Origin of the sequence: Hujiaoplasma nucleasis (genome assembly GCF_013745115.1) — a bacterium.
Lineage (GTDB): Bacteria > Bacillota_I > Bacilli_A > Izemoplasmatales > Hujiaoplasmataceae > Hujiaoplasma > Hujiaoplasma nucleasis.
Genome location: NZ_CP051151.1, coordinates 1671407 through 1697180 on the forward strand (window position 1 = coordinate 1671407; position 25774 = coordinate 1697180).

The window sequence follows — 25774 nt, forward strand, 5'->3', positions numbered from 1 at the left end:
GATGATTTCATCGGTTTTTTAAATAGGGGAATGTATGAACGCAAAAGAAATTGTCAATCAGTTGAATATAGATCAATTACTTTCTTTGTTTACAGGGAAAGATTTTTGGAATGTCTCAGGTATAAATGAATTCAACTTAAAACCTATAACCTTAACCGATGGACCCCATGGATTAAGAAAACAAGCTGGGAATCATGACCAGATAGGTTTATCATCATCCATACCTTCCACTTGTTTTCCTACAGCATCATGTCTAGCCAGTTCATGGAACCTGCCACTTATAGAAAAAATGGGACAAGCTTTGGGAGAATCTTGTTTAAAAGAAGACGTTTCAGTTATATTAGGTCCTGGCACAAATATTAAAAGACACCCTCTAGGAGGACGTAACTTTGAGTATTTTTCAGAAGATCCTCTTCTTTCAGGGAAGATATCTGAATCAATGATTCAAGGTATTCAGTCTAGGGGTGTTGGAGCTTGTCTAAAACATTATGCAGTTAATAATCAAGAATATAGACGGATGACCATTAATGCTATCGTGGATGAACGCACCTTAAGAGAACTATATTTAAAACCTTTTGAAATTGCAATCAAGAAATCAAAACCATGGATGCTTATGTCATCATATAACCTTATTAATGGTGAATACGCCAGCGAACACAATGAATTATTAAACAAAATATTAAGGGAAGAATGGAAGTATGAAGGCGTAGTTGTGACTGATTGGGGAGCCAACAATGATCCAATTAAGGCTTTGAAAAATGGATTAAATTTAGAGATGCCTGCCAATAAAAATATAAGTATACCCAGAATAAAAAAGGCATTAAAAAACCATGAAATTAGTGAAGAAATCATTAAGCAAAGAGCTGAAAAAATTGTAGATTTATTAATAAAAGCTAATCAAATTCGCGATAATTTAAGAAAAGATGTTGATACTTCATATCATCATGATCTGGCAAGAGAAATCGCTTCAGAATCTATAATCCTGTTGAAAAACGACCACGATACTTTACCCTTGAATCATCATCAAAAAGTACTCTTAGTAGGGGAATTTGCTAAAAAGCCAAGATATCAAGGTAGTGGAAGTTCTTTAATACAACCACTTAAGCTAACAAATCTTTTTGATGAATTTAAAAAGACTTTAAGAGACCAATTAAAATATGCTAGGGGATACGACTTGAATTCAGAATTAATTAATCAGGATTTAATTGATGAAGCTTTATTAATGGCTAAGGAAGTTGATATAATATTTTTAATGGTTGGCTTACCAGAAATTTATGAAAGTGAAGGCTTTGATAGAGACAACTTAGAACTTCCCCTATCTCATCAAATACTGATTCAAAAGTTATCAACTTTATCCATTCCTTTGGTTTTATGTTTGTCTAATGGTGGACCAGTTAAAATTCCTGGTTTAGATAAAGTTGACGCTGTTATTGAGCAGTATTTGTCTGGAGAAGCCGGTGCTGAAGCCTTAAGTAATATAGTTTTTGGAAGATTATCTCCATCAGGTAAACTTGCGGAAACATTCCCTAATGAGCTTGATGAGTTAATTTCAAATGATTATTTTCCAGGTAATAAGACGCAAGTTGAATATAGGGAATCCTTTATGATTGGTTATTGTAATTATGATATCAAAGATTTAAAACCAATGTTTCCTTTTGGCTATGGCTTATCCTATACAAAATTCATTTATGAGAATTTCTCTTTATACAATGATATAGAAACCAATAAATTAAGAATTAAAGGACAAATAAAAAATATAGGGAAATATGATGGTAAAGAAATTGTCCAAGTATACGTGTCAAAAGAAAATTCAAAAGTGCTAAGACCAATTAAAAGCTTAAAAGCGTTTGGAAAATATATGATTTGCAAAGGAGAAAGTATTGATATAGAATTAGTGATAGATTATGAGGATCTAGCCATATATCAAAATGATTATCTAATAGAATCAGGAGAGTATAAGGTTCTTATTGGATCATCTTCTCAAGAGATACATGAGACTTTTTCTGCCCATGTTTTTTCTAATGATAAGCTAAAGGATGAGAATTATCATATGATCATAGACTTATATAAACAAGGTCAAAAGATAGATGATTCTGCCTATCAAGAAATCTATAAAGGAGAAATTCCTACTTCTAGACCCATCAAGCCCTACCATATCAATACGACCTTAGGTGATGTATCTCATTTATGGATTGGAAGACTGTTATATAAAATGGTTCATAAGCAAATGAAGAAAGTATTTACAGACACTGACTTAAGGATTCAAAAAATGATAGAAAAAAGTATTGAAGACATGCCTTTAAGATCTTTAATGAACTATAGTCAAGGTAAGTTATCTTTAAGAAAAACAAAAGCTTTAATAGATTTAATGAACAAGTCTTATTTTTCTGGCTTGATTAAATTGATTCTAGGCTAAGGATGGTTAAAAATGATGAAACAATTATTTGTTTTAGGAAGCATGAATATTGACTTAATCTATAAAATGAAAAGATTAGCTAAGGTTGGGGAATCTATGTTTGCAGATGATTTTTTAACCTTGCCCGGAGGCAAGGGTGCTAATCAAGCCATAGCTGCAAGTAAACAAGGTATTCAAACTTGGATGTTAGGAAGTCTTGGTCAAGATGAGTTTGGTTTTTCAGTAAGTGAATCCTTAAAAAAGTTCTCAGTGAAAACACATTACATTGATAAAGTATCAGATTTTCCAACAGGTACAGCTTGTATCTTAATGGAAGAGTTTGACAATCGTATCTTGGTCTATCCTGGCGCAAACCATGTGCAAGATTTTAATAAAATTCAAAAATGTATTATAGATAATGGTCATATAAATGATGTTCTATTAATGCAATTAGAAATACCGATGAAGACCATTAAGGATGCTTTAGAACTTGCTAAAGCACATAAAATGATTACTGTTGTAAATGCTGCGCCATTTGATTCTCAAATTAAACCACTCTTAAATATGGTGGATATACTAATCGTAAATGAAACTGAAGCTGAAGCTTTACTTGATAGAAAAATTATCTTTGATCAAATTAAAGAGTACTTGGAAGAAATTTTAGATTTAGGACCTTCAGAGGTTATTATGACCCTAGGTAAACAAGGCAGCTATTATATAAATAAAGACACTATGATATTCACAAAATCATATGAGGTTCCTGTAATAGATACAACTGGAGCTGGAGATGCCTATATCGGCTGTTTTGTTGCCAATAGAATGCTGGGTTATAAGCTAGAAGAATCTTTGGACAAAGCTTCTATATGTGGGGCTTTAACTTGTAAGAAACTGGGTGTTCATAAAGCCATACCAGATAAAAAAGAAATAGAAGAATTTAAAAGGAGAATGATTTAAATGAGAAAAATAATTTTAGACTGTGATCCAGGACACGATGATGCATTTGCCTTGTTATTGGCTGGAAAGGATCAAGAGATTGATTTGCTAGGTATTACAGTTGTTTCAGGTAACCAAACTTTAGAAAAAACAGGAATTAACACTTTAAATTTATGTCAATATTTAGACATAAAAACACCTGTATGTTTAGGGGCTTCTAGACCCCTTATTAAGGAGGAAGAAGTATGCGAAGTAATCCATGGTGATAGTGGTTTAGACGGATTTGAATTTCCTAATTTAAAAATTGGTTTTGATCCTAGAAATGCTTGCGATTTTATCATACAAACCCTCTTAGAATCAAAAGATAAAATTACATTTGTAACAACAGGACCATTAACCAATTTGGCTTTAGCCATGAGAATTCAACCGAAAATTATTGATAAGATTAAAGAAGTTATAGTTATGGGTGGTTCAATTGCTAATGGTAATGTCACTCCAGCTGCGGAATTTAATATTTATACAGATCCTGAAGCCGCACATATAGTTTTTAAATCTGGAGCGCCCATCAAAATGTTTGGACTTGATGTAACAAGAAAACTCATGGTATTACCTGAAATTATCGAAAGAATGAAAAAAATTAATAACTCTTCTTCTAAACTTTTTGTTGATTTAATGAAGGTTTTTAATGAAAACCAATTTAAAGTGTTTGCTTTACCTGGAGGACCTTTACATGATCCTATTACCATAGCTTACTTAATTGACCCGAAAATAGCGACTTTAAAGAAAGTGCACTGCACTATAGACTTAAGCCATGGTTCAAGCTACGGAAGAACCAACATTGATGTATTTGATTACCAACATTTACCAAAGAATATTGAAGTAGCTGTAGATGTTAATGTGGATAGATTTTGGGATTTAATTGAAGACGCTATTAGAAAGTAAGGTGTTACTATGTTTATATTCAAATTGATAAGAAGAATGGTATTGTTTTTTTTGGTCATCATTGTGATAACTTTTGTAGGATTACTTATTTATATGAACTCAGTTAATGTTAATATCACTGATGAAGACTTGCCAGAAAACGTTTATAATTCATCTAAGAACTTAGAAATTAGAATGATTGATTCTATGATTGAAATCGTAACTTCTGATAATCAGGAAGATGCTAACCAAGATATAGAAGATTTCTTGAATCTAATGATTTTTAAAACAATTAGGGATGATATTAATGCTGAATATGATCCTATAAAGGGTGAGTCTGATCAAAGTCAATATATTATTGAAGATTCATTATTCACTTTGGATTATTTAATAGCCAATGTCAATGATGAAGATCAAGTTGTATTGACAGTTAGTCTTAAGAGATATGGCTTTCCTAAATTTGAAACAGCCTTATATTTTTATTTTGATATTGATTTAAGCTTTGCTAAAAGGAAAATGATTTTGACCTTAGATAAAGTATTTTTAGACAATCAAGAAATTTCTAGAGGTGTATATGATTATGTGGTTTCAATGGCTGATAAGGATAGTATTGAATCAGCTGTTGACAAAGGAGAACTTGATTTAGACAAATATACATACACGATTTCATTTGGCGACTTTATACCTTTTTCTTTCTAAATTATAGTTTAGTAAAAGTATGTAAGTGTTTTCATTTTTATTTATATTATGATTGAATATTGATTTCTTAAATGATATAATCTTATTGGTTAAAAGGAGAGAGTGTATATGAAATTATCAGATAGAATTTTAGGAATGCAAGAATCACCAGTAAGAAAATTAGTGCCAGTTGCCACAAAAGCAAAAAAAAGGGGAATTAAAGTATACCACTTAAATATAGGACAACCAGATATAGAAACACCTAAATGTTTCATGGAAGCCATAGAAGCCTATGATTCTAAGGTAATCAAATATTCTTTTTCACAAGGCGAACCAGTATTAATTGATGCCATCATAGATTATTATAAGAGAGATGGAATGCATTATGAAGAAGATGAAGTTTTAATCACCAATGGTGGTAGTGAAGCTTTAACCTTTGCTTCAATAGCGACATGTAACCCTGGAGATGAAATTTTAATCCCAGAGCCTTTTTATACAAACTACAATGGCTTCACATCAGAAGTTAATGTTAATCTTGTCCCTATTACAACAAAGGCTGAAACTGGCTTTCATCTACCAAAAAAAGAAGAAATAGTTAAACTAATCAATGAAAAAACCAAAGCTATTTTATTCTCTAATCCTGGAAATCCTACAGGTACTATTTTAACTTTAGAAGAAATGGAAATGATTAAAGAAATCGCTATTGAACATGATCTATTTATTATTAGTGATGAAGTATATCGTAAAATGGCTTTTGACGGATTAATTTCTCATTCAATGGCTGAATTAGAAGGAATTGAAGATAGATTGATTTTAGTAGATTCTGTATCCAAAAGATTTTCTGCTTGTGGAGCCAGAATTGGTGCTATAATGTCAAAAAATAAATTATTAATGAAGAATATATTAAAACTGTGTCAAGCTAGATTATGTGTAGCAACATTAGAACAAATAGGTGCTGCAGCCTTATATTCAATGCCGTTAGATTATGCAGATCATATTCGTGATATATATCAAAAGCGAAGAGATATTGTTTATGAGACATTAATGCAAATTCCTGGAGTTGTTTGTGAAAAGCCTCAAGGGGCATTCTATGTGGTGGCTAAACTACCAATAGAAGATGCTGAAGATTTCTGTTTATGGTTACTAGACTCTTATGACCATGAAGGAGAAACTGTGATGTTGGCTCCTGCTCAAGGCTTTTATGCGACTGAAGGTTTAGGAAAAAATGAAGTAAGAATAGCTTATGTTTTAAAAGAAGAAGAGATGCAAAGAGCCATGTCAATTCTTAAAGAAGCATTATTGGTATATAAACAAAAATCGTAAAGTTAAACTTTACGGTTTTTTCTTTTTCTATTTAGTGATTTTAAGGACTTATGATAAGATATTAAGTAGAGGTGATAGAATATGAAAAATCCAATAGTAACAATCAAAATAAAAAATCATCAGGAGATAAAGCTAGAATTATATCCTGAAAAAGCACCAAATACAGTAAATAACTTTTTATCATTAACGAAAAAAGGTTTTTATGATGGTATTATCTTTCATAGAGTTATAAAAGGATTTATGATTCAAGGAGGAGACCCACAAGGTATCGGAATAGGTGGACCTGGCTATCATATCAAAGGTGAATTTAATTCTAATGGTTATGATAATGATCTTTTACACACGAGAGGTACGATTTCAATGGCAAGATCGGGACATCCAGATTCAGCTGGATCTCAATTTTTCATTATGCATCATGATGCACCACACCTAAATGGACAATATGCAGCATTTGGTAGAGTTATTGATGGCATAGAAGAAGTTGATAGAATAGCCAATGTACAAACAAATCATCAAGATAAACCAATTGAAAATCAAATAATTGAAAGCATTATTATTGAATTTCAAGATTATAATTTCTCTGAACCAGAGATATTACAATAGATATGAAACTTATAAAAAGAGAATTCTATTGTGAACCTTTACAAAGGGATGTTCGTTTATATATAGGGCTACCTAAAACCTATGATTTATCCAATCGAAGATACCCGGTCTTATATATGCAAGATGGCCATAATGTTTTTCTTAAAGAGGACTCATTTATAGGACATACATGGCAAATGTTAGAGATGTATGATAAACATCCAAATCTTAAAGAAATTATTGTTGTGGCTATGGATGCTTCTAGTAAAGAAAATGGTAGGCTTTATGAATACAGTCCATTTGTTTTTAATCTTAAAGATTCAGATTTCGATGGTTGTGGCGGGGGTGGAGATGTCTACTTAGATTACCTAGTTAACCATCTAAAACCAAGTATTGACTCAGAGTTTAGAACTTTGAGTGAGCAAAAACACACCGCAATTATGGGTTCATCTTTAGGTGGATTCATTTCTATATATGCAGGTTTAAAATATCCGAAAACTTTCGGTAAATTAGCATCTTTATCAGGTTCGTTTTTCGTTGCTTTGAAAGAAATGTTAGAATCAATTGAACTAGCTGATATGTCTAATATAGACCTTATATATATGGATAGTGGGGATCAAGAAGTTGCTGGTGGAGATTCGATAGATTATTTAAAAAGCAACGAAATTATCATGAAAAAATTAGTGAAAAAAATTGGTGAAGATAAAGTTGTATACAAAGTCATTAAGGGCGGAAAACATAGCGAGGTTGATTGGTCAAAAAGATTAAGGCCAATTATTCAATCGTTATTTGATTAAAAAAAAATTTTTCTTCATTAAATTTATGATATAATAAAAATTGCGATGCTATGGAAATAAAAAAGAGGACAGCGATGAGAATGTTGAATAAACAAGCTAAAGAACCATATTATTTGCAAATTTCAAAGGCTATAGAAACCATGATTTTATCAGGGTATTTTAGTCACGGACAAAAATTACCAACACTATTAGAAATGAAAGATTTATTTAATGTCAGTTTAAAAGTGGCTGCTCAAGCTTATGATGACTTAAATAAAAAAGGTTATATTTACTCAAGACGAGGCAAAGGTTATTTTGTATCATTCTATGAAAAAGTAAAAATAGATTTAAACCATTTGTATGAGATAGAAGCTGAACTTGTCTATGAGCACCAAATGTCAAGGGATATTATTCTATTTGAAAAAGTCCAAGTTGAGGGATATGTTCAAGAACAGTTAAATTTGAATTCTGGTGAATATTGTTATCATATCAAACAAGTTTTTGGAAAAAACAATAGGAATGTGCTACTGCAAGATATATATTTACCTTTCAATCATTTTCCAAAGCTTAATAAGGTCTATGACGATTTTCCTACCATTCCTTCACTAATTATGAATGGATACCGCTATAACTTAAATGAGTTTTCTAACCGGTTTTATTCTGGACAAGCTTCAATTGAGCATGAGATTTTCTTGCGTTTACAAAACAATGATCCTTTATGGAGAATAGAAACAATATGTTATACAGATGATGATCAGCCAATTGCTTTAGTGAATCAATATATGTCTGGAGAATATGTAACAATGGCGGTGATGCTCAATGTCAGTTGATTATCAAAAAGAAATTATGATTGATCGTCGTTCTAGTAAACCTTTAGATGAACAGGTTAGAAACCAACTAGAGAGACTATTATCATCTGCTCGAGTCATTAATGATGAACGTTTATTATCCGCTAAAATGCTTGCTCATCAATTAAATATCGATGTAAAGCATGTCGAGAAAGCATATAGTAAATTACATAAAGATCACTTTATTAGATTTGATGATAATCATATTCCTTATGTATCAAAATATAGTAGAATTCTAGGTTTTTTTGATAAACTTGTATTTATTGAAGAGGGAATTGAATCCTTAGGTAAAAAGCCTTCTATAGAATTACTTGAATTTAATATTATTGAGTTACATGATTCAGATTTAATTGATTTAACTAAGTTTAATGATCATCGTTTTATTAAGCAAGTTAGAATGTTTAAAGCGGATAATAAGCCTTATATATATTTAGAAGAGTATTATTCGATTGAGCATTTTCCAAAATTATTAGAGATTGATGAGTCTTATGCCGGAAAAATTTATCAAGGATTTTTAGCAAAACATTATGACACTATATTTTCATACAATGAAAGACTCGTAAATGTCCATGTTTTTGATCAAGAATTTGCTGATAAAATGGAAATAGAAAAAGGTCTAACAGGTTTTAAAATAGATATGGTTTATTATGATCAACATATGAAACCTTTTGGTTACTCACGAACCTATTCTTTACCACACTTTTATTTTGAGTATGGAATTAAGATAAGATAAAAAAGATATCATTTTGATATCTTTTTTTAAACTATTCGAAACATTTTATAATTTATTTTAAAAATGGTAGAATATATGTTAGTTGAGGTGGAAAATGAAAAAAGCATTAGTTATATTTGGATCAACTGGTAATTTAATGTATAAAAAATTAATACCTGCTATATATCACTTAATTCAACAAGGCCATATTGGCGAAGATTTTATGGTTTATGCTGTTGCTAGAAGAAATCAATCATTTGATGATTATATTGAAGAAGCAAAAAACCAAGTCAAGATAAGTATTGATTGGACTCATTTTAAACAATATATTAATTATAGAGTCTTAAATGTTGATAATATTGATGATTATAGAAGGTTAAATGATGAAATAGTGAATAAATCATATAATGATGTATCAATTTATTTAGCGACTCCTCCAACTTTGTTTCCTCTTATTTCTAAAGGAATCAGCCAATCTGGATTTATAAATAAAGGAGAAAAACATAAACGTATTGTTTTTGAAAAACCGTTTGGGGAAGATCTTGAGAGTGCTCAAAGTATCAATAAGGAGTTGTGGAAGTATTTTGATGAAACGCAAATTTATAGGATTGACCATTATTTAGGGAAAGAAATGATTCAAAATATATTGGTTGTTAGATTTGCTAATATCATTTTTGAACAAAGTTGGGATTATCGTTCAATTCAAGCCATTACTATATTAGCTAAAGAAGAAGAAGGTGTATTGAGTCGTGGCGGATATTATGATAAAATTGGTGCTCTGAAAGATATGTTGCAAAGTCATTTGCTTCAAATGGCTGCACTCATATTAATGGATAAACCTAAAGAAATGACCAGTGACTTGATTAAAGATGAAAAGGTTAAAATATTTCAGTCTATGACATTTGATCAAAAAGATATGTTGTTAGGCCAGTACAAAGGTTATACAGACTCTGAAAAAGTAGATAGGAATTCATCTACTGAAACATTTGTTTATGCCAAAGCCTATGTTCAAAACCAACGCTGGCATAATGTTCCGATTCATTTTTTAACTGGAAAAAAACTAAATGAAAAAAGAAGTGAAATTATCATTCATTTTAAAGATAATCATGATTTGAATTTATTGTTTCCTCAATCATCAAAAGTAGAAAATAAGTTGGTGATTAAGGTATCTCCAAAAGAAGGGGTAGAATTTAAATTTAACGTAAAGGAGCCAGGACTAACCAATAATATTCACCCAGCAATATTAGATTACTGTCATAATTGTAAGGCTCTAGAAAATACCCCTGAAGCCTATGAAAGATTATTCATGGAATTATTAAATGACCAACCTACGCTATTTACCCGTTGGGATGAAATTGAAAAAACATGGGAGTTGGTCAAATCTATGAAAAGTAATTCTCAACCAATAGTTTATAATTCTTATGAAGACTTGTTAAATATTTTAGAGAAAAAGGAAGTGTTGATTGATGATTTATGATGTATCTATGTTAATCCATGATAAAATGCAAGTTTATAAAAATAAAGAAGATAAAAGACCTATTTTTAAAAACGCATTAAATCACATTGATAACCAAGTTCATGAAACAAATTTATATATCAATTTACATACTGGAACTCATGTTGATTATCCTTTACATATGATTGATAAGGGAGATACTTCAGATAGTGAGTCTTTGCTTGAGCTTATTGGGTCTTGTAAGGTCTTAGACTTAACTGAACTTGATAGTAAAATTACTATAAATGATTTAAAAAAATATCCTATAGAGGAAGATGATTTTTTGTTTTTTAAAACAAAAAACAGTTTATCTGAAGAGTTTCTTCATGATTTTGTTTATCTCGATAAAGAAGCTGCTCAATATTTAAAAGATAAAAAAATTAGAGGTGTGGGGACAGATGGATTGGGGATTGAAAGAAGTCAACCTAATCACGAAACTCATAAAATACTACTTTCTAATGGCATTATTATTATTGAGGGACTTAGATTAAAAGATATAATAGAAAAAGAGTACGAGATGATTTGTTTGCCATTAAAGATTAAGTCTGTAGAAGCATCACTTGCTAGAGTGATATTGATGGACTAAAAGAAAGAACGCTTATTTAAGCGTTCTTTCTTTTATAAGGGTGGCTTTTCCACCAACCCAAACATTTTTGATTTGTGAATGAGTTCTATCAATTTTAGCGATAATTTCGGAGGGTTGATTCATTGAGTAACCTTGTCTTAAAGTATATTTGCTTTTCTGCTTGTGATGTTTAAATAGATAGCAGGCTAAAGCACCATTGGAAGTGCCAGTAGCTGACTCCTCTTCAATACCAACAATAGGAGCGAAGTTTCTTCCATATGCATCGACTTCACCATCTAAGCAAAACACATGGATTCCAATGACATTATATTTATCACAAACTTCAATGATTTCCTCATAACAAGGTTCTAAATGATTTAAAGTATCTAGGTCTGACACAGGTAAGAATATTTCTCTTAAACCAGTTGATATTATCTGTGCCTTATACTTATGATGGAATTTAATCTTTCTAAAACATTTATCAAATACTTGATTAGGAATAAAGTCGCTAAATACAGGTGGATTTTGTTGCATAAAAACGAGATCACTATCTATATCTAGCATTAAAATACCTGCTTTTGTTTCTTGAGTATAATATCTATTTTCGACGATGTTTAAGTCCCTTAATAAATTAAAAGTAGCTATAGTCGCATGGCCACATAAATCAACTTCAGAAGTGGGAGTAAAGAATCTTACTTTAAAATCAGCCTTATCACTATGGCAGACAAATGCTGTTTCACTATAGCCTAATATTTTAGCGATTTTTTGCATTTGATCATCACTTAAATCATCAGCGTATATGTATACCCCAGCTTTATTACCACCATATATTGTTTTGGGAAATGCGCTAAGCCTATACAATTGATTCAATTTCATCACCTCATTTATATCTTACACTATTTTGATAAAAAAATATCTTGGTCACTAAAATTTGATAAAAAAATCTTGATAATTTGAAAAATAACTCTAATTATTGTATATTTTGATTAGGAGGTTCACATGGGATTAATACTTTGGATATTATTTGGACTCATCGTTGGTTGGATAGCCAACACAATTATGGATGTTCATGGAAAAGGTTTTTTTAAAAATTTAATTATTGGTTTGATTGGTTCGGCAATTGGTGGATGGATTGGAGATTTAATTGATTTTGGGCCAATAGGCACTTTTACATTATCAGGTTTTATTTTTGCTGTCATTGGCGCTATAATTCTGATTTGGCTTTTAAGAAAACTTAGGGTATAAAAATAGAAGGAAAAAAATTCCTTCTTATTTTTTTGGAGTTAATCCATACCATAATAGTTCAAATGATTCTTTAATAAAAGCTTCTTGATCTATGAGTTCTTTGTGATGGATTAAATATCTTGTTGCTGCATGCAAAGCATTATCTATATATAAAAGTAAATAAGCTGGATGATTGATGCATAGGTGATTTAAATCAATTGCTTTTAATAGGGTCTCCTTGAATTTAGAATAAGTATCTAATGTTTCATCGTTACCAAAATTGTGAATATAAGGAGAAGTTGAAAACATTTCTAAATACTTAAACTCTTCAGGATAATGTATTCCCCAGTGGATAACAGCTGTCCACATTGACAATATGTTTTCCTCATTACTTTGATTTTTATTGAGTTCTTCTAAATATCGTTTTCTAGAATGAATCTTTATTTCTACATAGATGGATTGAATTAATTCAGCTTTTGTTGGAAAGTAATTAAATAATGTTCCCACGGATATTTTTGCCTTCTTAGCTATTTTAGATGTGGGTGTAGCATCGAATCCATAAAGATTAAATAACCTCATGGCAGTTTCTAATATGTGGATTCTTTTCTTTTCGTTCATAAAGACCTCACTTATACATATTTTAACATAATAACATTAATTTATTAAAATTTTTTTATTTTTATCGTTTAAGGCCAAATATAAATAAAAACACCAGATAAGTGACTAATCAGTCATATTTTTCATTGATTTTTTACTTGATTTTTAATTTATGAAGCGTATAATAACATTCGGTGAAATTTTTATAATTAGAAAAAATGATTATTTAATTAATAAAATTAAGGTCATTTTTTTCATGAATAGAAGGGAAGTTTTAAAAATGTATTTATTATCAGTTGCGTCTTCGGGAGATGCACCAAAGCTTATTGTTTATGTTGGTTTAATTATATTGTTAGGTTTACTTTTTGGCCGTTTAGCTGAAATGGTTAAGGTTCCAGCTATTACAGGTTACCTAGTTGCTGGATTGTTTTTAGGGCCTATCTTAAAAATAGTTGACATGGAATCAATTAGATCATTATCTTTTATTTCTGATATTGCTTTAGGGTTTATAGCCTTTCAAGTTGGAAATGAGTTATGGATGGGTAAACTAAAAAAATCAGGAATGAAAATAATTATAATTACAATTGTGCAAGCTGTTTTAACATCATTATTTGTAATTTTATTAGCCATGTTGTTTATTGATTTATCTGTGGCGTTAATATTAGGTGCCATTGCGGCAGCGACTGCACCAGCGCCTATAATGATGATTGTAAAGAAGTATAGAACTAAGGGAGAATTGACAAACACTGTATTGCCAGTTGTTGGCTTAGATGATGCTGTTGGGGTAATCTTATTTGGAATTTTATTATCAATAGGAATGACAATGATGAACACAAATGCAGCTTCATTATCATTTATAGAGATGATGACTGAACCTTTAATTGAGTTAGGAATTTCAGTAGCATTAGGTTTATCAATTGGACTCATTTCAGGTTTAGCTATTAAGACAATTTCTCCAGATAAAGAAAGACAAGAGAAAAATTTAATTGTTGTAACAGTTACAGTATTAATTACAACAGGTGCTTCACTTTACTTAGGAGCTTCTCCGATTTTAACGCCTATGATTGCTGGTGCAATTGTTACTAATATGATTAATAAGGATTGTTATGTTTTAGAAGAAAGAACCATTAGATTCTTCGTGCCACCAATCATGATTGCATTTTTCACCATTGCAGGAGCCTCATTACAATTTGATGTTATATTAGCTGCTGGCGCTGTTGGTATTATGTATATTATTGGACGCACCATTGGAAAAATATTTGGTTCTTACTTAGGAACAGCCATGGTAAAAGCAAGTCCAAATGTAAGAAAGTATTTAGGTACCGCTTTATTACCACAAAGTGGTGTAGCAATTGGTTTGAGTATAGCAGCTTTTAATGCAATAGCTCCTATTAGAATGGATTTTGCATTAACCATTCAAAATGTAGTCTTAGCTGCCGTCTTAGTATTTGAATTAATTGGTCCTGTTTTAGTTAAAATTGCTTTTGAAAAAGCTGGAGAATCTCAAGAATATAACGAAAGACTTATAGAAGAAAAAGAAGAAAGAATTAAACTTAAGAAGGTAACTCAGTCATAAAATATCTCATCCTTATGGATGAGATTTTTTTTTAGAATATATCATTAAAACAAAAAGATATTCTACCTGATTTTTATTAGTCTTTCTTGTAGATTGAGTATTTACTCATAAAATGGTATATTGAAATAAATAATGTTTGTGAAAGGATGTACTATGAAAAAAGTTGAAATGAATGATTTTTATAAATTTAATTTTCTAGGCAATTTGAAATCATCACCTAAAAACACAGTAGCAGCTTGGATTCAATCAAAACCAATAGAAGAAGAAAATGAGTACCATCACGACTTATATGTTCTTCAAAATCAAAAAGTGGATAAAGTAAAATCTTTAAAAACTAATTTTGACTATATATTTATTGATGAGAATTGTATGTTGATTGATTATCAAAAGAATAATCAAGAAAGAAATCAATTAAAAGAAAAGTACAAAAAGACATTTTATTATTATTACTTAAATGAAAAGAAACTAGAAAAAGCATTTGTATTAAACGTACCATTTAAATTAGAAAAACTTATAGATTCTGAACGTATTTTGTTATCTGCTCAGTTAAAAGTAGAAGATCATATCTTATATGAAGGTTCTGAATTGGCAAGAGATGAATATATAAAATCAATTAAAAAAAATAAAGTGTATGAGGATATTAACGAAATTCCCTATTATTTTAATGGTAGAGGGTTTTCAAGTGGGCAAAATAAGCAATTATTTGTTTATCATATAAAAAGCAAACAAATTAAGCGCCTATTTGAGCCAGCTTTTTCAGTTGATATCTTTACTTTATCTCAAGATAATAAATCACTTTATTTTACTGGGAAATATGCCGAAAAAGTTAAAACATTTACTTCAAAAATTTACCAACTTATTCTTCAATCAAACAAAATTGATGTCTTATACAATCATCTTGATTATAGGATAGAGAAAATATTAGATTTGAATTCAATTGTCGTTGTGGCTAGCGATATGATTCCTTATGGTATAAATCAAAATTCAAAGTTTTATAGGCTTGAACACGGACAATTAGTGCTTTTGAATGACTATCAAGATTCAATTGGAAACTCTATAGGGTCAGATTGTCGTTTGCTTGCTAGTTCACAATCTTTTATTGAAGGTAATCAGTGGTATTTTATGAGCACGGTCAATGATCATAGCCAACTCTTAACCATAGATGAACATGGTCAATTAAATACTCTTTATACAATGGAAGGTTCTATTGATGGTATTATAATGAATCAAAATAGAATTTTGATGATTGGCATGAAAGAACAAAATCTACAAGAAATATATTCTTTTTCAGGCAATACTATTTCTCCTTTAACATCTGTCAATAAAAATCCATTTAAAAATAAATATGTTGCTAAGCCAAAAGAGGTTATTCTTAAGAAAGAAGGCTTTGATATTCATGGCTTTGTTCTTTTACCTCAAGGTTTTAATCCAAATATTAAATACCCTATGATTTTAGACATTCATGGTGGTCCTAAAACTGTCTATGGTAAAATATATTATCATGAGATGCAAGTATGGGCAAATCAAGGATTTGTTGTTGCTTTCTGTAATCCTAGAGGCTCAGATGGCAAAGGTAATGAATTTGCTGATATTAGGGGAAAATACGGAACAATTGATTATGCTGATATTATGGAATTCACAGACCAAGTTTTGGTTGAGTATACTAATATTGATCAATCTAGATTATATGTTACAGGTGGCTCATATGGTGGTTTTATGACCAATTGGATACTTGGACATAGCCATAGATTCAAAGCAGCTGCTAGTCAAAGGTCAATATCTAATTGGATATCGTTTTATGGTACATCTGATATAGGGTATTATTTTGCTAGTGATCAAACTGCAGGACATCCTATATTAGATTTTGATCAATTATATGAACAATCGCCAATTAAGTATGCAATGAATGTTCAAACACCTTTGTTGTTTATTCATTCAGATGAAGATTATCGCTGCCCTATTGAGCAAGCCCAACAATTTTATGCAATACTAAAGACTAGAGCTATAGATACAAAATTGATATGGTTTAAAGGTGAAAATCATGAGTTATCAAGAAGTGGAAAACCTCAAGGGAGAATCAAGAGGCTAAATGAAATTAGTCAGTGGTTTGAATCACATTAAATATGATATAATAATGTTATCTTATAGAAATAGAGGTTCCTATGAAAACATTACTTAAGTTATTATTGCTCTTCTCTATCTTATTGCTACCCTTAAGTGTTAAAGCACAATCTAACCAGATTATAGATATCCATTATTTTCAAAATAATTTATGTAGTAGCTGTCAAGAAGTAAAAATATTTTTTGACGAGAATTTAAAGGATAGAGAAGATGTTAATATCATTTATTATAATACATTTGATGACTTAGATAGGGCATTAATGGATGACGTATTAACTTTCTATGATTTATCTTACGAAACACCTACAGTTGTCATTGGTTCGACAATTTTGCAAGGAAGTGAACCTGTTAAGTCTTATATTGAATCAGTTATAGAATATTATAGAAATAATAGTGATTACTCAGATGTAGTAATTAAAATTCAAAATCAAGATTCTAACTTATCAAAAGATGATATTATTCATCTTGATGATATATTAAATGATGATGAACTTGTCTATAATTTGCCTATATTTGGTCCAATTAATTTAAAATCTTTCTCTCTACTCTTAGGGGCAGTTTTCATTGGTATCATTGATGGGTTTAACCCTTGTGCCATGTGGGTCTTGATATTTTTAATCACTATGCTGATTAACTTGAAGGATAAGAAAAGGGTATGGATTCTTGGATTAACCTTTATTTTTACAAGCGGGATAATCTATTTTATAATTATGATGGCTTGGTTTGAACTCATATCATTTGTCATATGGATGAGATTATTCCAGGTGATCATTGGAATTATAGCGCTTGCTTTTGCAGCTTTGTCTATAAGAAATTTTTGGCGTCAAAGACAAATTGATATTGGATGTGAAATCACTTCAAAAGATTCAAAAATAAAATTAATGAATAGAATAAAAGCAGCTATTCAAAAGAAAAGTTTACTATATGCTGTGATTGGTGTTGTCGCGGTCGCCTTAACAGTAAATATTATAGAACTTGCATGTTCTGCCGGATTGCCAGCTATTTATACTTCAATGCTCGCTTATCAAAATATCGGAGAATCTCAATCAATAATCTATATTCTAGTATATGTATTCTTTTTCATCTTAGATGACTTACTTATATTTGCAATTGCTGTTATAACCTTTAAAGTAACTGGTATATCAAATAAGTATGTTAAATATTCTAATTTAATTGGTGGATTAATTATGCTTTTTATCGGATTAAGTTTGATCTTTTTTCCACAATTATTGTTTTAAAACAATAAAAGATGGTTTTACCATCTTTTTTTCTTAGGATTAGATATTGTGAAATAGGTATGAGTTGTTTATAATAAGTATATACTTAATAAAGAGGTTAACATGAAACAAGAATATGTTTATTATATGATTAGAGCTCTAACTGGTTTAACATTTCATATGATGTTTACTGCTGCTGGGCTTTATAGAATTGATATTGCACAGATGGAAATTTATCAACTAATACTTATTGGAACAGCATTAGAAATAGCTATTTTTATATTTGAAGTTCCGACAGGTATAATTGCAGACTTAAAAAGTAGAAAACTATCAATAGTTATTGGTATGTTTGTTATTTCTATTGGTATCTTGATAGAACCCTTAACACCTATTTTTATTGTAATTTTTATATCTCAAGTCATTTTTGGTTTTGGCTATACTTTCATTAGTGGAGCATTAGATTCATGGATATCTGATGAAACAGAAATCGCTTCTTTAGAGAAAATAATTATTACAGGCTCACAATTTTACAAGTTAACATCGGTCATAGGAATCGTATTAGCTGCTTTAATAGGTATGATTAATATTAAATATCCCTTATATTTATCCTCTTTTATTTTCTTATTTTTAGGACTATTCAGCCTAATATTTATGAAGGAAGTGAAATTTAAGAAGGATGTTAAGATAGGAAGTTTCTATAAAAAATATTATGGGCAATTAATGAAAGGTTTTTCTCACATAAAAAACCATAAAATATTGAGAATAATGTTTGTAATTATGTTATTTTATGGGCTTTTTAGTGAAGGTATTGATAGAACTTATGAACTACATATATTAGATGGATTAAATTTTAGAACTATTTGGAATATTCCTGCTATTTGGACCTTATCAATAGTAAGTGGGTTGGTTGCTATAGCAGGATATATCATGTTATATGTTGTAAAAAAGAGAATAAATCAAGGTAATCTTATCTACATATGGTCACTCAATTTCACAGTGATGATGATCGTTGGTATTATCATATTTGCATATGCTCCAAGAGTCTATTTTGCCTTATTCGGATATATTTTCTTTTCTGTATCAAGAGAAGCAACACATCCTTTACTTAACTCAATATTATTGAAAAATACACCATCAAAAATAAAAGCCACAGTTCTTTCAAGTTTTGGGCAGCTAGATGCGATTGGACAATTATTGTCTGGTGGATTGATGGTTTTGATAAGTTTTTGGTTGAATATCAAAGGTTTATATTTAGTGACAGCATTACTGTTGGTGGTACCATTGATATCCTTTATAAAATTAATCAATCAAAAACATCATGAAAGGAGCAATTATGAAACAAGTTAAAACATGGATTATGAATCATGCAAGGCCATTAGAGCAAGCGCTCTATGACTTTTTCTTTGAAAATGGGACTAAAGAAGATGTTGTTAAAGCATTGAAAAAGTTCCAGAATCAAGATGGAGGCTTTGGAAATGCACTAGAACCTGATTATAGAAATCCAGAAAGTAATCCTATTGCTTGTCAATTCGCAGCCAATATCATTCATGCTATGAATCTGCCTAAGGATCACAAGATGATTACACTCTTACTTGAGTATTTAAAACATACACCTTATAAGAAAGAAGGCAAATTTTATTTTAGAATACCTTCAAACAATGAATATCCTCATGCTCCTTGGTGGCATTATGAAAAAGGTAATGAAATAGAAGGATATAATCCAACAGCATCTTTAATTGGTTTTATGTTCTATTATATGGATGAATCAGATCCATACTATTCTAAAGTTGAAAAAGATTTAGACCAAATAATCAGAGATTTTATGAATCAAAATATAACAGAGATGCATGAACTAAAGTGTTTTAATGAGCTATATGAATACGTATGTGAGGGTTTAGACTGTACCAACTTAAGAAGAAAATTATTGGAACAAAATATGAATGCTATTGAGAAGGATACTTCAAAATGGTTAAGTGCTTATGTAGCAAAACCTTCACAAGTTTTAGTGTCTATGCATAGTCCTGGTATTCATGAACTCATGGATTTATTTCATCAGGAATTAAAAATGACTATAGCAAATAGAAATAGTGAAGGCGTTTTTGATATTGCGTGGGAATGGGGTCAATATCAAGAAGAATTTGAAATAGCAAAAAAAGAATGGATGGGGATTATAGCTGTAAAGACATTAAGAATGCTTAAAGACTTTAAAGTTAATATTAACACCTAAGGAGAAGGACATGGATGTAGGAAAACGTATAAAATATTTAAGAAAAACTCAAGATATGAATCAAGATGATTTGGCCCGAAAATTGCATGTAGCTATATCAACCATTTCAAATTGGGAAAATGGCCGAAATCAGGTAAGTCCAGATTACTATGCTAGTCTAGCAAAGATCTTTAATATTTCAGTTTCTGAACTCTTAGGTGAAATTCGTCCTCGGAATGATCAAATCATTAATTTAGTTTCAAAACCTTATCTTTCATATGATTATGAAAGAAACTATCTTTTATGGTTCATTTATTTTATAGTGATGATATTATCTCTTTTATCACCTGTTGGGGGACTTACTCTACAAGGTTTTATGGTTTTTTCATGGATTTTATTGTTAATATATTTAATTGCTTCTTATTTTAGGCATTATAAGACCAACATCGTGACCAAGTATTATAAAGAGGATAAGAAACTTTTTTACGAACATCAATCTAGCGAGAAGAACATTCAGTTTATGAGAAAATATTATTTATTGATGACAGTTATGCTTTGGTTTTCAATAAATTTATCAATTATCTTTTCTTTTGTTTACTTATTAAATCAAACCCAAGATTCAGTGGTTGTATCCCTATTTTCTATTTTTTTAATTTTACTTAATCTTTTAACTATTAATCTATTTTTTATAGATTACCAAGAAAAGTACAAATCTAAACTTATAGATTACAAAGCAATTAATATTCATTTTTTCCTTTTTAGGAATAAGTTGTTATTGTTTGTTTATACAATCTTTTATATTTACTACCATATGATGATTAATGCTTTAAATTTAAACCCATATATTGATTTTGGCATGTTATTATTAGATATCATCATGATGTTTATACTTGTCGTTATCATCATGCTTTATGAATCTAATAAATTATTTTATTCTAAATATAAGTTGATTGTGAAATAATTTCACATATTGTCAAATAAGTACAGCGAATCCTTGATTCGCTTTTTTTATGCTTTTTTTATGATAATCTTGAATCAAATCATAAAGGAGGCATATGATGATAAAAAATTTTGTTAAGAAAATTAACATACTAATTGATGACTATGATTTAAATGAAACTCATATATCAACCTTAAGTGAGGATCAGTTAAAAAATTTATATGACCTATGTATAAATTCATCCAAGGACTTGGTAGAGGAAATGTATTTACTCTGGAAAAACAAACAGGTTCACGTAGATGGATATACTTCATTAATAGTCAAAAATCAAATATCAAAATTTATTAAAGGTAAAGGAAAGAATTATTCAATATATTTATGGTACTTTTTATCTGACGAACAGCCATATTATATTGAATTAAGAAAAAATAGAATAGTAAAGCTCTCGGATACTATGCTTAGTATTATCAATGATTATCCAACTAATTCTATTTTAATAAAAGATAATCTATCAGAAATGAAAGCACAAAAAATCAAAAAGCAAATAGAATATTTTTCCTTTATTTCGAATATTCATTTGATTAGGGAAGAAGAGGTATAAAAATATGTGGTGGATTTTAATTGTTCTAATAATAATTATGCTTGGATTGACTTTTATAAAATCTCCTAAAGGTAAAGGGATGATTGGTGAGTTTAGAGTCAACCGAATTATAAAAAAAGCTGCTTTAGACTTAGGTGGAATAGAACTTCATGACTTAATGTATCAAGATGAAATTTCATCATCACAAATAGACCATTTATTACTGACTCAAAAGGCATTATATGTAATAGAAACAAAAAACTATAATGGCTATATTTATGGGAATGAATCTTCCCATGACTGGACAATGACTGTTAAACATATCAATCAATATAAAAATAGAAAAGGCAAGAAATATCTAAAAGTCAATATCTCTAAACATCAATTTTATAACCCTATAAAACAAAATCAAACCCATATTAGAAAAATTATGAATTTAACTGATATTAAAATAAATATCATAAATATCGTTGTTTTTGGAAGGAAAGCAATATTAAAAGATGTCAAGCACTCAGATCAGGTTTATGTAGTTCATGAGCATGAACTTCTAAAAACAATTCAAAGAATTGAAAATAATATTTCAAACAAAAAAACTATAGAAGTACAAATAGATGTTTTGGACCAACTAATATATCATAATATTAAAGATAGAAAATCAAGAAGAGGCCATGTTCAAAGGATCAAAGCAAAATATAAAAAGAATTGAACATTTATAATATGTTCAATTCTCTTCTTCAAAGTCTATGCCAACCTCGTTAAAAGCTGATTTAGCTATTGTATAATCTACTTTTTTAAATTCACATCCCTTTTTTAAAGTCATAAATCTACCTGCTGTTTGTAACATGCCAGGTTTTACAATATCTTCAAAACCCAAGTTCTTCATTATATCTTTTGTTTGAGGACATTCTTTTGATAATTGATAGATGCTTATAGAATCCTTTAAAACTTTCATATGACCTCCTATTTATATTATAATTCAGAAATAATTCTTAATCAAATATTTGGTTTAGATGGTTGAAAACCTCTTCCTTTGGTCTTAATACATTCATTATTGAAATTATTAATTATTTAATATATAATGTATTTACTGAGGTTATATGTTTATTTATGTTATAAAAAGGATTTTATCTATAGTTGTAGCAATGCTTATAGTGATGACTGCTTTATATGTTTTATTAGCAGCTGCTATGTATGAGTTTTGGACAACACAGCCATTTGATCAAAATATTAATATTGCTTGGGATAGCTATAAGGAATATTTTTACAACATTATTCACTATTTTGATTTTGGTAAGTCTAATATTACACATCAAGATGTGTGGCCTTTGGTGTGGCCAAAATTCAAATTATCTATGATGTATAATGGCATAGCTCTTATTTTGTTTGTACCCATAGGTATTTACTTAGGGATAAAAGCTGCTTTACATAAAAACAAAACAATTGATGTTATCGTATCATCCTTTGCAATGATTTTTAATTCCATCCCTGCCTTTTTATTGATTTTCTTTTTAGTTGTGTTTGTGGGTTATGGATTAAATATATTTCCGCCGATTGCTCCAGCCTATTCAGCTCCTTTGGGAAAACAACTATTAGGTTTGGTTATTCCTGTTTTTGCACTTGTGGTTGGACCCATTGGTAAGATTGCACAGCTAACTAGAGGAGAAATTGTTGAGATGATGAGTTCAGACCATTTCTTACTTGCGAAAACAAAAGGTTTAACCACCAAACAAGCTATTTATAGACATGGATTTAGAGAGGCAATGACTTCAGTAATACCAGAAATCATTCCTACATTTATGCTTATGATCGGGTTTTCTTTTGTCGTTGAGACAACTTACAATATATTTGGTGTATCAAAATTATTATTAGACTCATTAATTGTTCCTGGAGAATATTATTCTGAACTACATATTGATGTGAATGTTGTTGTTGTTATCGGAGTCTTATTATATGGAACCATTTTAATAGCCTCACTTATTTCTGATATTGTCTTGACACTCGTTGATCCAAGAATTCATATGATTAAGAAGAAGGATAAATCATCAATTGAATAATAATAAAGAACTCAATTTTTGAGTTCTTTTTCTACTTTAGCTTTATATTTTTTTGCTAATCCACCTTGAGAGGTTTCTCGATAAGTATCTAATAAATCATTACCAGTTTCCTTCATGGTTTCAACAATAGTATCGAAAGAAATTAATGAGGTGCTGGTAAGCAATTCAGCTAAATTTCCTGCATTGATTGCTCTATGAGCAGCAACTGCATTTCTTTCTATACAAGGGATTTGAACATAACCATCAATTGGGTCACATGTTAAACCTAAGTGGTGTTCTAAAGCAATCTCTGCTGCATATTCAATGACTGATATTTGACCACTTTCTAACTGGCTATAAGCCGCCGCCGCCATTGAACATGCTGTACCCACTTCAGCTTGACATCCTGCTTCTGCACCGCTAATAGAACCATTATGTTTAACGATGTTTCCGATAATACCTGCAGTCGCTATGGCGTTGATAATCATTTGATCATTGTATTTGTAGACATCTTTTAAATAATACAAAACGCTAGGTAAAACACCGCTTGCGCCACAAGTAGGTGCTGTAACAACAAGTCCCCCACTGGCATTAACTTCACTAACTGCATAGGCATAAGCACTGACCAATCTTAGCTCGATGGACACTTTATTTTTTTGAGAATAAAGTAATGCTTTCGCTTTTCTTTTTACTTTTAATTTCCCAGGTAAAAATCCTTCGGTATGTAAACCAATATTAATAGCTTCTTGCATGACACGCCATACTTCCTTTAAGTAATCTTTTATGGATTCACCTTCAAAGTGATAAACGTAATCATATAATGATAGATTTTCTTTTAAACAATAATTTTTTATTTCTTCAAAAGACTTATGAGGATAGATATCATTTTCTTCAATCCAATCATCTCCTCGTCTTCTTATAGCGCCACCACCAATAGAATAATAGCGCTCATGGCCTATTATTTCTTGGTTCCTATAAACGATGATATCCATAGTGTTAGGGTGTTCTATATGAAGGTCATTTGAAAATTCTATATCAACATTTTTTAAAACTTCTTTAATGATAGAATCAGTTAAGTGCCCCTTGCCTGTAAAACTTAATGATCCATATAATATTACTTTATAATAATCTCCATCGTAATGTTTTAAAACATCTAAACATATTCTTTCAGGACCAATAGTATGTGAACTAGAAGGTCCATGACCAATATTATATAAAGATTTAATAGATTTCATTTTTTATCTTTTCCTTTTCATTCAATATGATATGATTATATCATAAAGTATAAACATTTATAAGATAGTAAGTAGAGGAATACTATGAACCATGAAATATTTAATCAAAATTTAATTGAATTTTGGGATAATCAATTTAGTAAATTGGTTGCCAGCAAAATTAATAAAGAAGACGTCTATGATCAATCTTCTTTATCAAAAAAAATATCTTGGCTCGCTAATAAGTGTTCGAATATATTAGATATTGGAACAGGTTCAGGATACGCCTTGTTTAGTGCAGCTTTATTAGGTGATAAAATGACTTATGGTTTAGGTATAGATACATCTAAACATGCAATTTCATACTGTCAAGAAACTGCAAAAATATCTCATATTGAGAAAATAGAATTTAAGTTAGGTGATCACAATACCTTAAACTCATTAGCAGATGAATCCTTTGAAGGAATCATTTGTTCAAACGTTTTGGATGTTGTACCCTATGAAACATCCAAGGAAATGATAAATCAAATTGCTAGACTCTTAAGTAAAGAAGGCTACTTGCTTCTTAAGTTAAATTTTTATCTTACTGATGAATTAATTAAGAAAATAAAGATGGAGAAAATTGATGAAAATTCTTACTCAATCAACGGAATACTAAGGGGTGTTAACCTAACAACCCAAGAATGGGTTGATAGATTTCCCCTGTTTGACTTAATTGAGATAGATGAATATCAAAGACTAGAAAAGGGACCAAAAGATAGATTGCTATTACTTAAAAAGCAATAATTCGTTAAAGATTATACTAAAGAACTTTTAAACATAAGTCAAATACTTAACA

26 protein-coding genes are annotated in these 25774 nt (G+C 30.0%); 22 read left to right on the forward strand and 4 right to left on the reverse strand.

The window, feature by feature from the left end; all coding sequences use genetic code 11:
• The first annotated feature begins 34 nt into the window (after positions 1-34).
• The 11 genes from HF295_RS08040 to HF295_RS08090 all read left to right on the forward strand — a co-directional run bounded on the left by HF295_RS08040 (position 35) and on the right by HF295_RS08090 (position 11249).
• A complete protein-coding gene (locus HF295_RS08040) occupies positions 35-2416 on the forward strand; it encodes a beta-glucosidase (protein ID WP_312031659.1) in 2382 nt (793 codons plus the stop codon).
• Positions 2417-2428: 12 nt separating this feature from the next.
• Entirely contained in the window at positions 2429-3349 is a 921-nt protein-coding gene (locus HF295_RS08045) for a ribokinase (RefSeq protein WP_312031660.1), read from the forward strand.
• Positions 3350-4270, forward strand: a complete 921-nt coding sequence (locus HF295_RS08050; protein WP_312031661.1) for a nucleoside hydrolase — start codon at positions 3350-3352, stop codon at positions 4268-4270.
• Positions 4271-4279: 9 nt separating this feature from the next.
• Positions 4280-4948, forward strand: coding sequence for a hypothetical protein (locus HF295_RS08055; RefSeq protein ID WP_312031662.1), 669 nt, complete (start codon positions 4280-4282; stop codon positions 4946-4948).
• Positions 4949-5056: 108 nt separating this feature from the next.
• Complete coding sequence (locus tag HF295_RS08060) at positions 5057-6250, forward strand: pyridoxal phosphate-dependent aminotransferase (RefSeq protein WP_312031663.1); 1194 nt, start codon at positions 5057-5059, stop codon at positions 6248-6250.
• 81 nt (positions 6251-6331) lie between these two features.
• On the forward strand, positions 6332-6853 hold the full coding sequence (locus HF295_RS08065; protein ID WP_312031664.1) for a peptidylprolyl isomerase: 522 nt from the start codon (positions 6332-6334) through the stop codon (positions 6851-6853).
• Between the two features lie 2 nt (positions 6854-6855).
• Positions 6856-7629, forward strand: coding sequence for an alpha/beta hydrolase (locus tag HF295_RS08070; RefSeq protein WP_312031665.1), 774 nt, complete (start codon positions 6856-6858; stop codon positions 7627-7629).
• A 74-nt stretch (positions 7630-7703) separates the two neighbouring features.
• Positions 7704-8438, forward strand: a complete 735-nt coding sequence (locus HF295_RS08075) for a GntR family transcriptional regulator (protein ID WP_312031666.1) — start codon at positions 7704-7706, stop codon at positions 8436-8438.
• On the forward strand, positions 8428-9189 hold the full coding sequence (locus HF295_RS08080) for a UTRA domain-containing protein (RefSeq protein ID WP_312031667.1): 762 nt from the start codon (positions 8428-8430) through the stop codon (positions 9187-9189). Before HF295_RS08075 ends, HF295_RS08080 begins: the two co-directional genes overlap by 11 nt.
• A gap of 94 nt (positions 9190-9283) precedes the next feature.
• The gene (gene zwf, locus HF295_RS08085) at positions 9284-10645 is read left to right on the forward strand and encodes a glucose-6-phosphate dehydrogenase (protein ID WP_312031668.1); all 1362 of its coding nucleotides are present in this window, start codon (positions 9284-9286) and stop codon (positions 10643-10645) included.
• Positions 10635-11249 carry a cyclase family protein gene (locus HF295_RS08090; protein ID WP_312031669.1) on the forward strand — a complete coding sequence of 205 codons (615 nt, stop codon included), beginning with the start codon at positions 10635-10637 and terminating at the stop codon, positions 11247-11249. Before zwf ends, HF295_RS08090 begins: the two co-directional genes overlap by 11 nt.
• Positions 11250-11261: 12 nt before the next feature.
• Here HF295_RS08090 and HF295_RS08095 read toward each other — a convergent pair whose 3' ends face one another.
• Complete coding sequence (locus HF295_RS08095) at positions 11262-12098, reverse strand: PhzF family protein (RefSeq protein WP_312031670.1); 837 nt, start codon at positions 12096-12098, stop codon at positions 11262-11264.
• Positions 12099-12227: 129 nt separating this feature from the next.
• Here HF295_RS08095 and HF295_RS08100 point away from each other — a divergent pair, with 129 nt between their 5' ends.
• Positions 12228-12473 (forward strand): GlsB/YeaQ/YmgE family stress response membrane protein, encoded by a 246-nt coding sequence (locus HF295_RS08100; RefSeq protein WP_312031671.1) that lies wholly within the window; start codon positions 12228-12230, stop codon positions 12471-12473.
• Positions 12474-12497: 24 nt separating this feature from the next.
• Here HF295_RS08100 and HF295_RS08105 read toward each other — a convergent pair whose 3' ends face one another.
• The gene (locus HF295_RS08105) at positions 12498-13070 is read right to left on the reverse strand and encodes a TetR/AcrR family transcriptional regulator (RefSeq protein ID WP_312031672.1); all 573 of its coding nucleotides are present in this window, start codon (positions 13068-13070) and stop codon (positions 12498-12500) included.
• 235 nt (positions 13071-13305) lie between these two features.
• On the opposite strand from HF295_RS08105, the gene HF295_RS08110 reads away from it, so the two are divergent.
• From HF295_RS08110 to HF295_RS08145, 8 genes are all read left to right on the forward strand, one after another.
• Positions 13306-14625: a cation:proton antiporter gene (locus tag HF295_RS08110; protein WP_312031673.1), complete on the forward strand. Its 1320-nt coding sequence runs from the start codon at positions 13306-13308 to the stop codon at positions 14623-14625.
• 153 nt (positions 14626-14778) lie between these two features.
• Positions 14779-16746, forward strand: a complete 1968-nt coding sequence (locus HF295_RS08115; RefSeq protein ID WP_312031674.1) for an alpha/beta hydrolase family protein — start codon at positions 14779-14781, stop codon at positions 16744-16746.
• A gap of 41 nt (positions 16747-16787) precedes the next feature.
• Complete coding sequence (locus HF295_RS08120; protein ID WP_312031675.1) at positions 16788-17984, forward strand: thioredoxin domain-containing protein; 1197 nt, start codon at positions 16788-16790, stop codon at positions 17982-17984.
• 102 nt (positions 17985-18086) lie between these two features.
• Positions 18087-19310: an MFS transporter gene (locus HF295_RS08125; protein WP_312031676.1), complete on the forward strand. Its 1224-nt coding sequence runs from the start codon at positions 18087-18089 to the stop codon at positions 19308-19310.
• Positions 19297-20190: a hypothetical protein gene (locus HF295_RS08130; RefSeq protein WP_312031677.1), complete on the forward strand. Its 894-nt coding sequence runs from the start codon at positions 19297-19299 to the stop codon at positions 20188-20190. Before HF295_RS08125 ends, HF295_RS08130 begins: the two co-directional genes overlap by 14 nt.
• A 10-nt stretch (positions 20191-20200) precedes the next feature.
• Complete coding sequence (locus HF295_RS08135) at positions 20201-21130, forward strand: helix-turn-helix domain-containing protein (RefSeq protein WP_312031678.1); 930 nt, start codon at positions 20201-20203, stop codon at positions 21128-21130.
• 97 nt (positions 21131-21227) lie between these two features.
• On the forward strand, positions 21228-21710 hold the full coding sequence (locus tag HF295_RS08140) for a hypothetical protein (protein ID WP_312031679.1): 483 nt from the start codon (positions 21228-21230) through the stop codon (positions 21708-21710).
• Positions 21711-21714: 4 nt separating this feature from the next.
• Positions 21715-22395 (forward strand): nuclease-related domain-containing protein, encoded by a 681-nt coding sequence (locus HF295_RS08145; RefSeq protein WP_312031680.1) that lies wholly within the window; start codon positions 21715-21717, stop codon positions 22393-22395.
• A 15-nt stretch (positions 22396-22410) separates the two neighbouring features.
• Here the strand turns inward: HF295_RS08145 and HF295_RS08150 are convergent, their stop codons facing one another.
• Complete coding sequence (locus HF295_RS08150) at positions 22411-22641, reverse strand: DUF1858 domain-containing protein (protein WP_312031681.1); 231 nt, start codon at positions 22639-22641, stop codon at positions 22411-22413.
• Positions 22642-22786: 145 nt separating this feature from the next.
• On the opposite strand from HF295_RS08150, the gene HF295_RS08155 reads away from it, so the two are divergent.
• Positions 22787-23743, forward strand: coding sequence for an ABC transporter permease (locus HF295_RS08155; RefSeq protein ID WP_312031682.1), 957 nt, complete (start codon positions 22787-22789; stop codon positions 23741-23743).
• A gap of 11 nt (positions 23744-23754) precedes the next feature.
• On the opposite strand, the gene HF295_RS08160 is transcribed toward HF295_RS08155, so the two are convergent.
• Positions 23755-24957 (reverse strand): L-serine ammonia-lyase, encoded by a 1203-nt coding sequence (locus HF295_RS08160; protein ID WP_312031683.1) that lies wholly within the window; start codon positions 24955-24957, stop codon positions 23755-23757.
• A gap of 84 nt (positions 24958-25041) precedes the next feature.
• Here HF295_RS08160 and HF295_RS08165 point away from each other — a divergent pair, with 84 nt between their 5' ends.
• A complete protein-coding gene (locus HF295_RS08165) occupies positions 25042-25722 on the forward strand; it encodes a class I SAM-dependent methyltransferase (RefSeq protein WP_312031684.1) in 681 nt (226 codons plus the stop codon).
• Positions 25723-25774 lie beyond the last annotated feature (52 nt).

What these genes read in the sequence shown, in the direction of transcription:
- HF295_RS08040 (WP_312031659.1), top strand. Translation starts at nt 35, where the DNA reads ATGAACGCAAAAGAAATTGTCAATCAGTTGAATATAGATCAATTACTT.
- HF295_RS08045 (WP_312031660.1), top strand. Translation starts at nt 2,429, where the DNA reads ATGATGAAACAATTATTTGTTTTAGGAAGCATGAATATTGACTTAATC.
- HF295_RS08050 (WP_312031661.1), top strand. Translation starts at nt 3,350, where the DNA reads ATGAGAAAAATAATTTTAGACTGTGATCCAGGACACGATGATGCATTT.
- HF295_RS08055 (WP_312031662.1), top strand. Translation starts at nt 4,280, where the DNA reads ATGTTTATATTCAAATTGATAAGAAGAATGGTATTGTTTTTTTTGGTC.
- HF295_RS08060 (WP_312031663.1), top strand. Translation starts at nt 5,057, where the DNA reads ATGAAATTATCAGATAGAATTTTAGGAATGCAAGAATCACCAGTAAGA.
- HF295_RS08065 (WP_312031664.1), top strand. Translation starts at nt 6,332, where the DNA reads ATGAAAAATCCAATAGTAACAATCAAAATAAAAAATCATCAGGAGATA.
- HF295_RS08070 (WP_312031665.1), top strand. Translation starts at nt 6,856, where the DNA reads ATGAAACTTATAAAAAGAGAATTCTATTGTGAACCTTTACAAAGGGAT.
- HF295_RS08075 (WP_312031666.1), top strand. Translation starts at nt 7,704, where the DNA reads ATGAGAATGTTGAATAAACAAGCTAAAGAACCATATTATTTGCAAATT.
- HF295_RS08080 (WP_312031667.1), top strand. Translation starts at nt 8,428, where the DNA reads ATGTCAGTTGATTATCAAAAAGAAATTATGATTGATCGTCGTTCTAGT.
- zwf (WP_312031668.1), top strand. Translation starts at nt 9,284, where the DNA reads ATGAAAAAAGCATTAGTTATATTTGGATCAACTGGTAATTTAATGTAT.
- HF295_RS08090 (WP_312031669.1), top strand. Translation starts at nt 10,635, where the DNA reads ATGATTTATGATGTATCTATGTTAATCCATGATAAAATGCAAGTTTAT.
- HF295_RS08100 (WP_312031671.1), top strand. Translation starts at nt 12,228, where the DNA reads ATGGGATTAATACTTTGGATATTATTTGGACTCATCGTTGGTTGGATA.
- HF295_RS08105 (WP_312031672.1), bottom strand. Translation starts at nt 13,070, where the DNA reads ATGAACGAAAAGAAAAGAATCCACATATTAGAAACTGCCATGAGGTTA.
- HF295_RS08110 (WP_312031673.1), top strand. Translation starts at nt 13,306, where the DNA reads ATGAATAGAAGGGAAGTTTTAAAAATGTATTTATTATCAGTTGCGTCT.
- HF295_RS08115 (WP_312031674.1), top strand. Translation starts at nt 14,779, where the DNA reads ATGAAAAAAGTTGAAATGAATGATTTTTATAAATTTAATTTTCTAGGC.
- HF295_RS08120 (WP_312031675.1), top strand. Translation starts at nt 16,788, where the DNA reads ATGAAAACATTACTTAAGTTATTATTGCTCTTCTCTATCTTATTGCTA.
- HF295_RS08125 (WP_312031676.1), top strand. Translation starts at nt 18,087, where the DNA reads ATGAAACAAGAATATGTTTATTATATGATTAGAGCTCTAACTGGTTTA.
- HF295_RS08130 (WP_312031677.1), top strand. Translation starts at nt 19,297, where the DNA reads ATGAAACAAGTTAAAACATGGATTATGAATCATGCAAGGCCATTAGAG.
- HF295_RS08135 (WP_312031678.1), top strand. Translation starts at nt 20,201, where the DNA reads ATGGATGTAGGAAAACGTATAAAATATTTAAGAAAAACTCAAGATATG.
- HF295_RS08140 (WP_312031679.1), top strand. Translation starts at nt 21,228, where the DNA reads ATGATAAAAAATTTTGTTAAGAAAATTAACATACTAATTGATGACTAT.
- HF295_RS08145 (WP_312031680.1), top strand. Translation starts at nt 21,715, where the DNA reads ATGTGGTGGATTTTAATTGTTCTAATAATAATTATGCTTGGATTGACT.
- HF295_RS08150 (WP_312031681.1), bottom strand. Translation starts at nt 22,641, where the DNA reads ATGAAAGTTTTAAAGGATTCTATAAGCATCTATCAATTATCAAAAGAA.
- HF295_RS08155 (WP_312031682.1), top strand. Translation starts at nt 22,787, where the DNA reads ATGTTTATTTATGTTATAAAAAGGATTTTATCTATAGTTGTAGCAATG.
- HF295_RS08160 (WP_312031683.1), bottom strand. Translation starts at nt 24,957, where the DNA reads ATGAAATCTATTAAATCTTTATATAATATTGGTCATGGACCTTCTAGT.
- HF295_RS08165 (WP_312031684.1), top strand. Translation starts at nt 25,042, where the DNA reads ATGAACCATGAAATATTTAATCAAAATTTAATTGAATTTTGGGATAAT.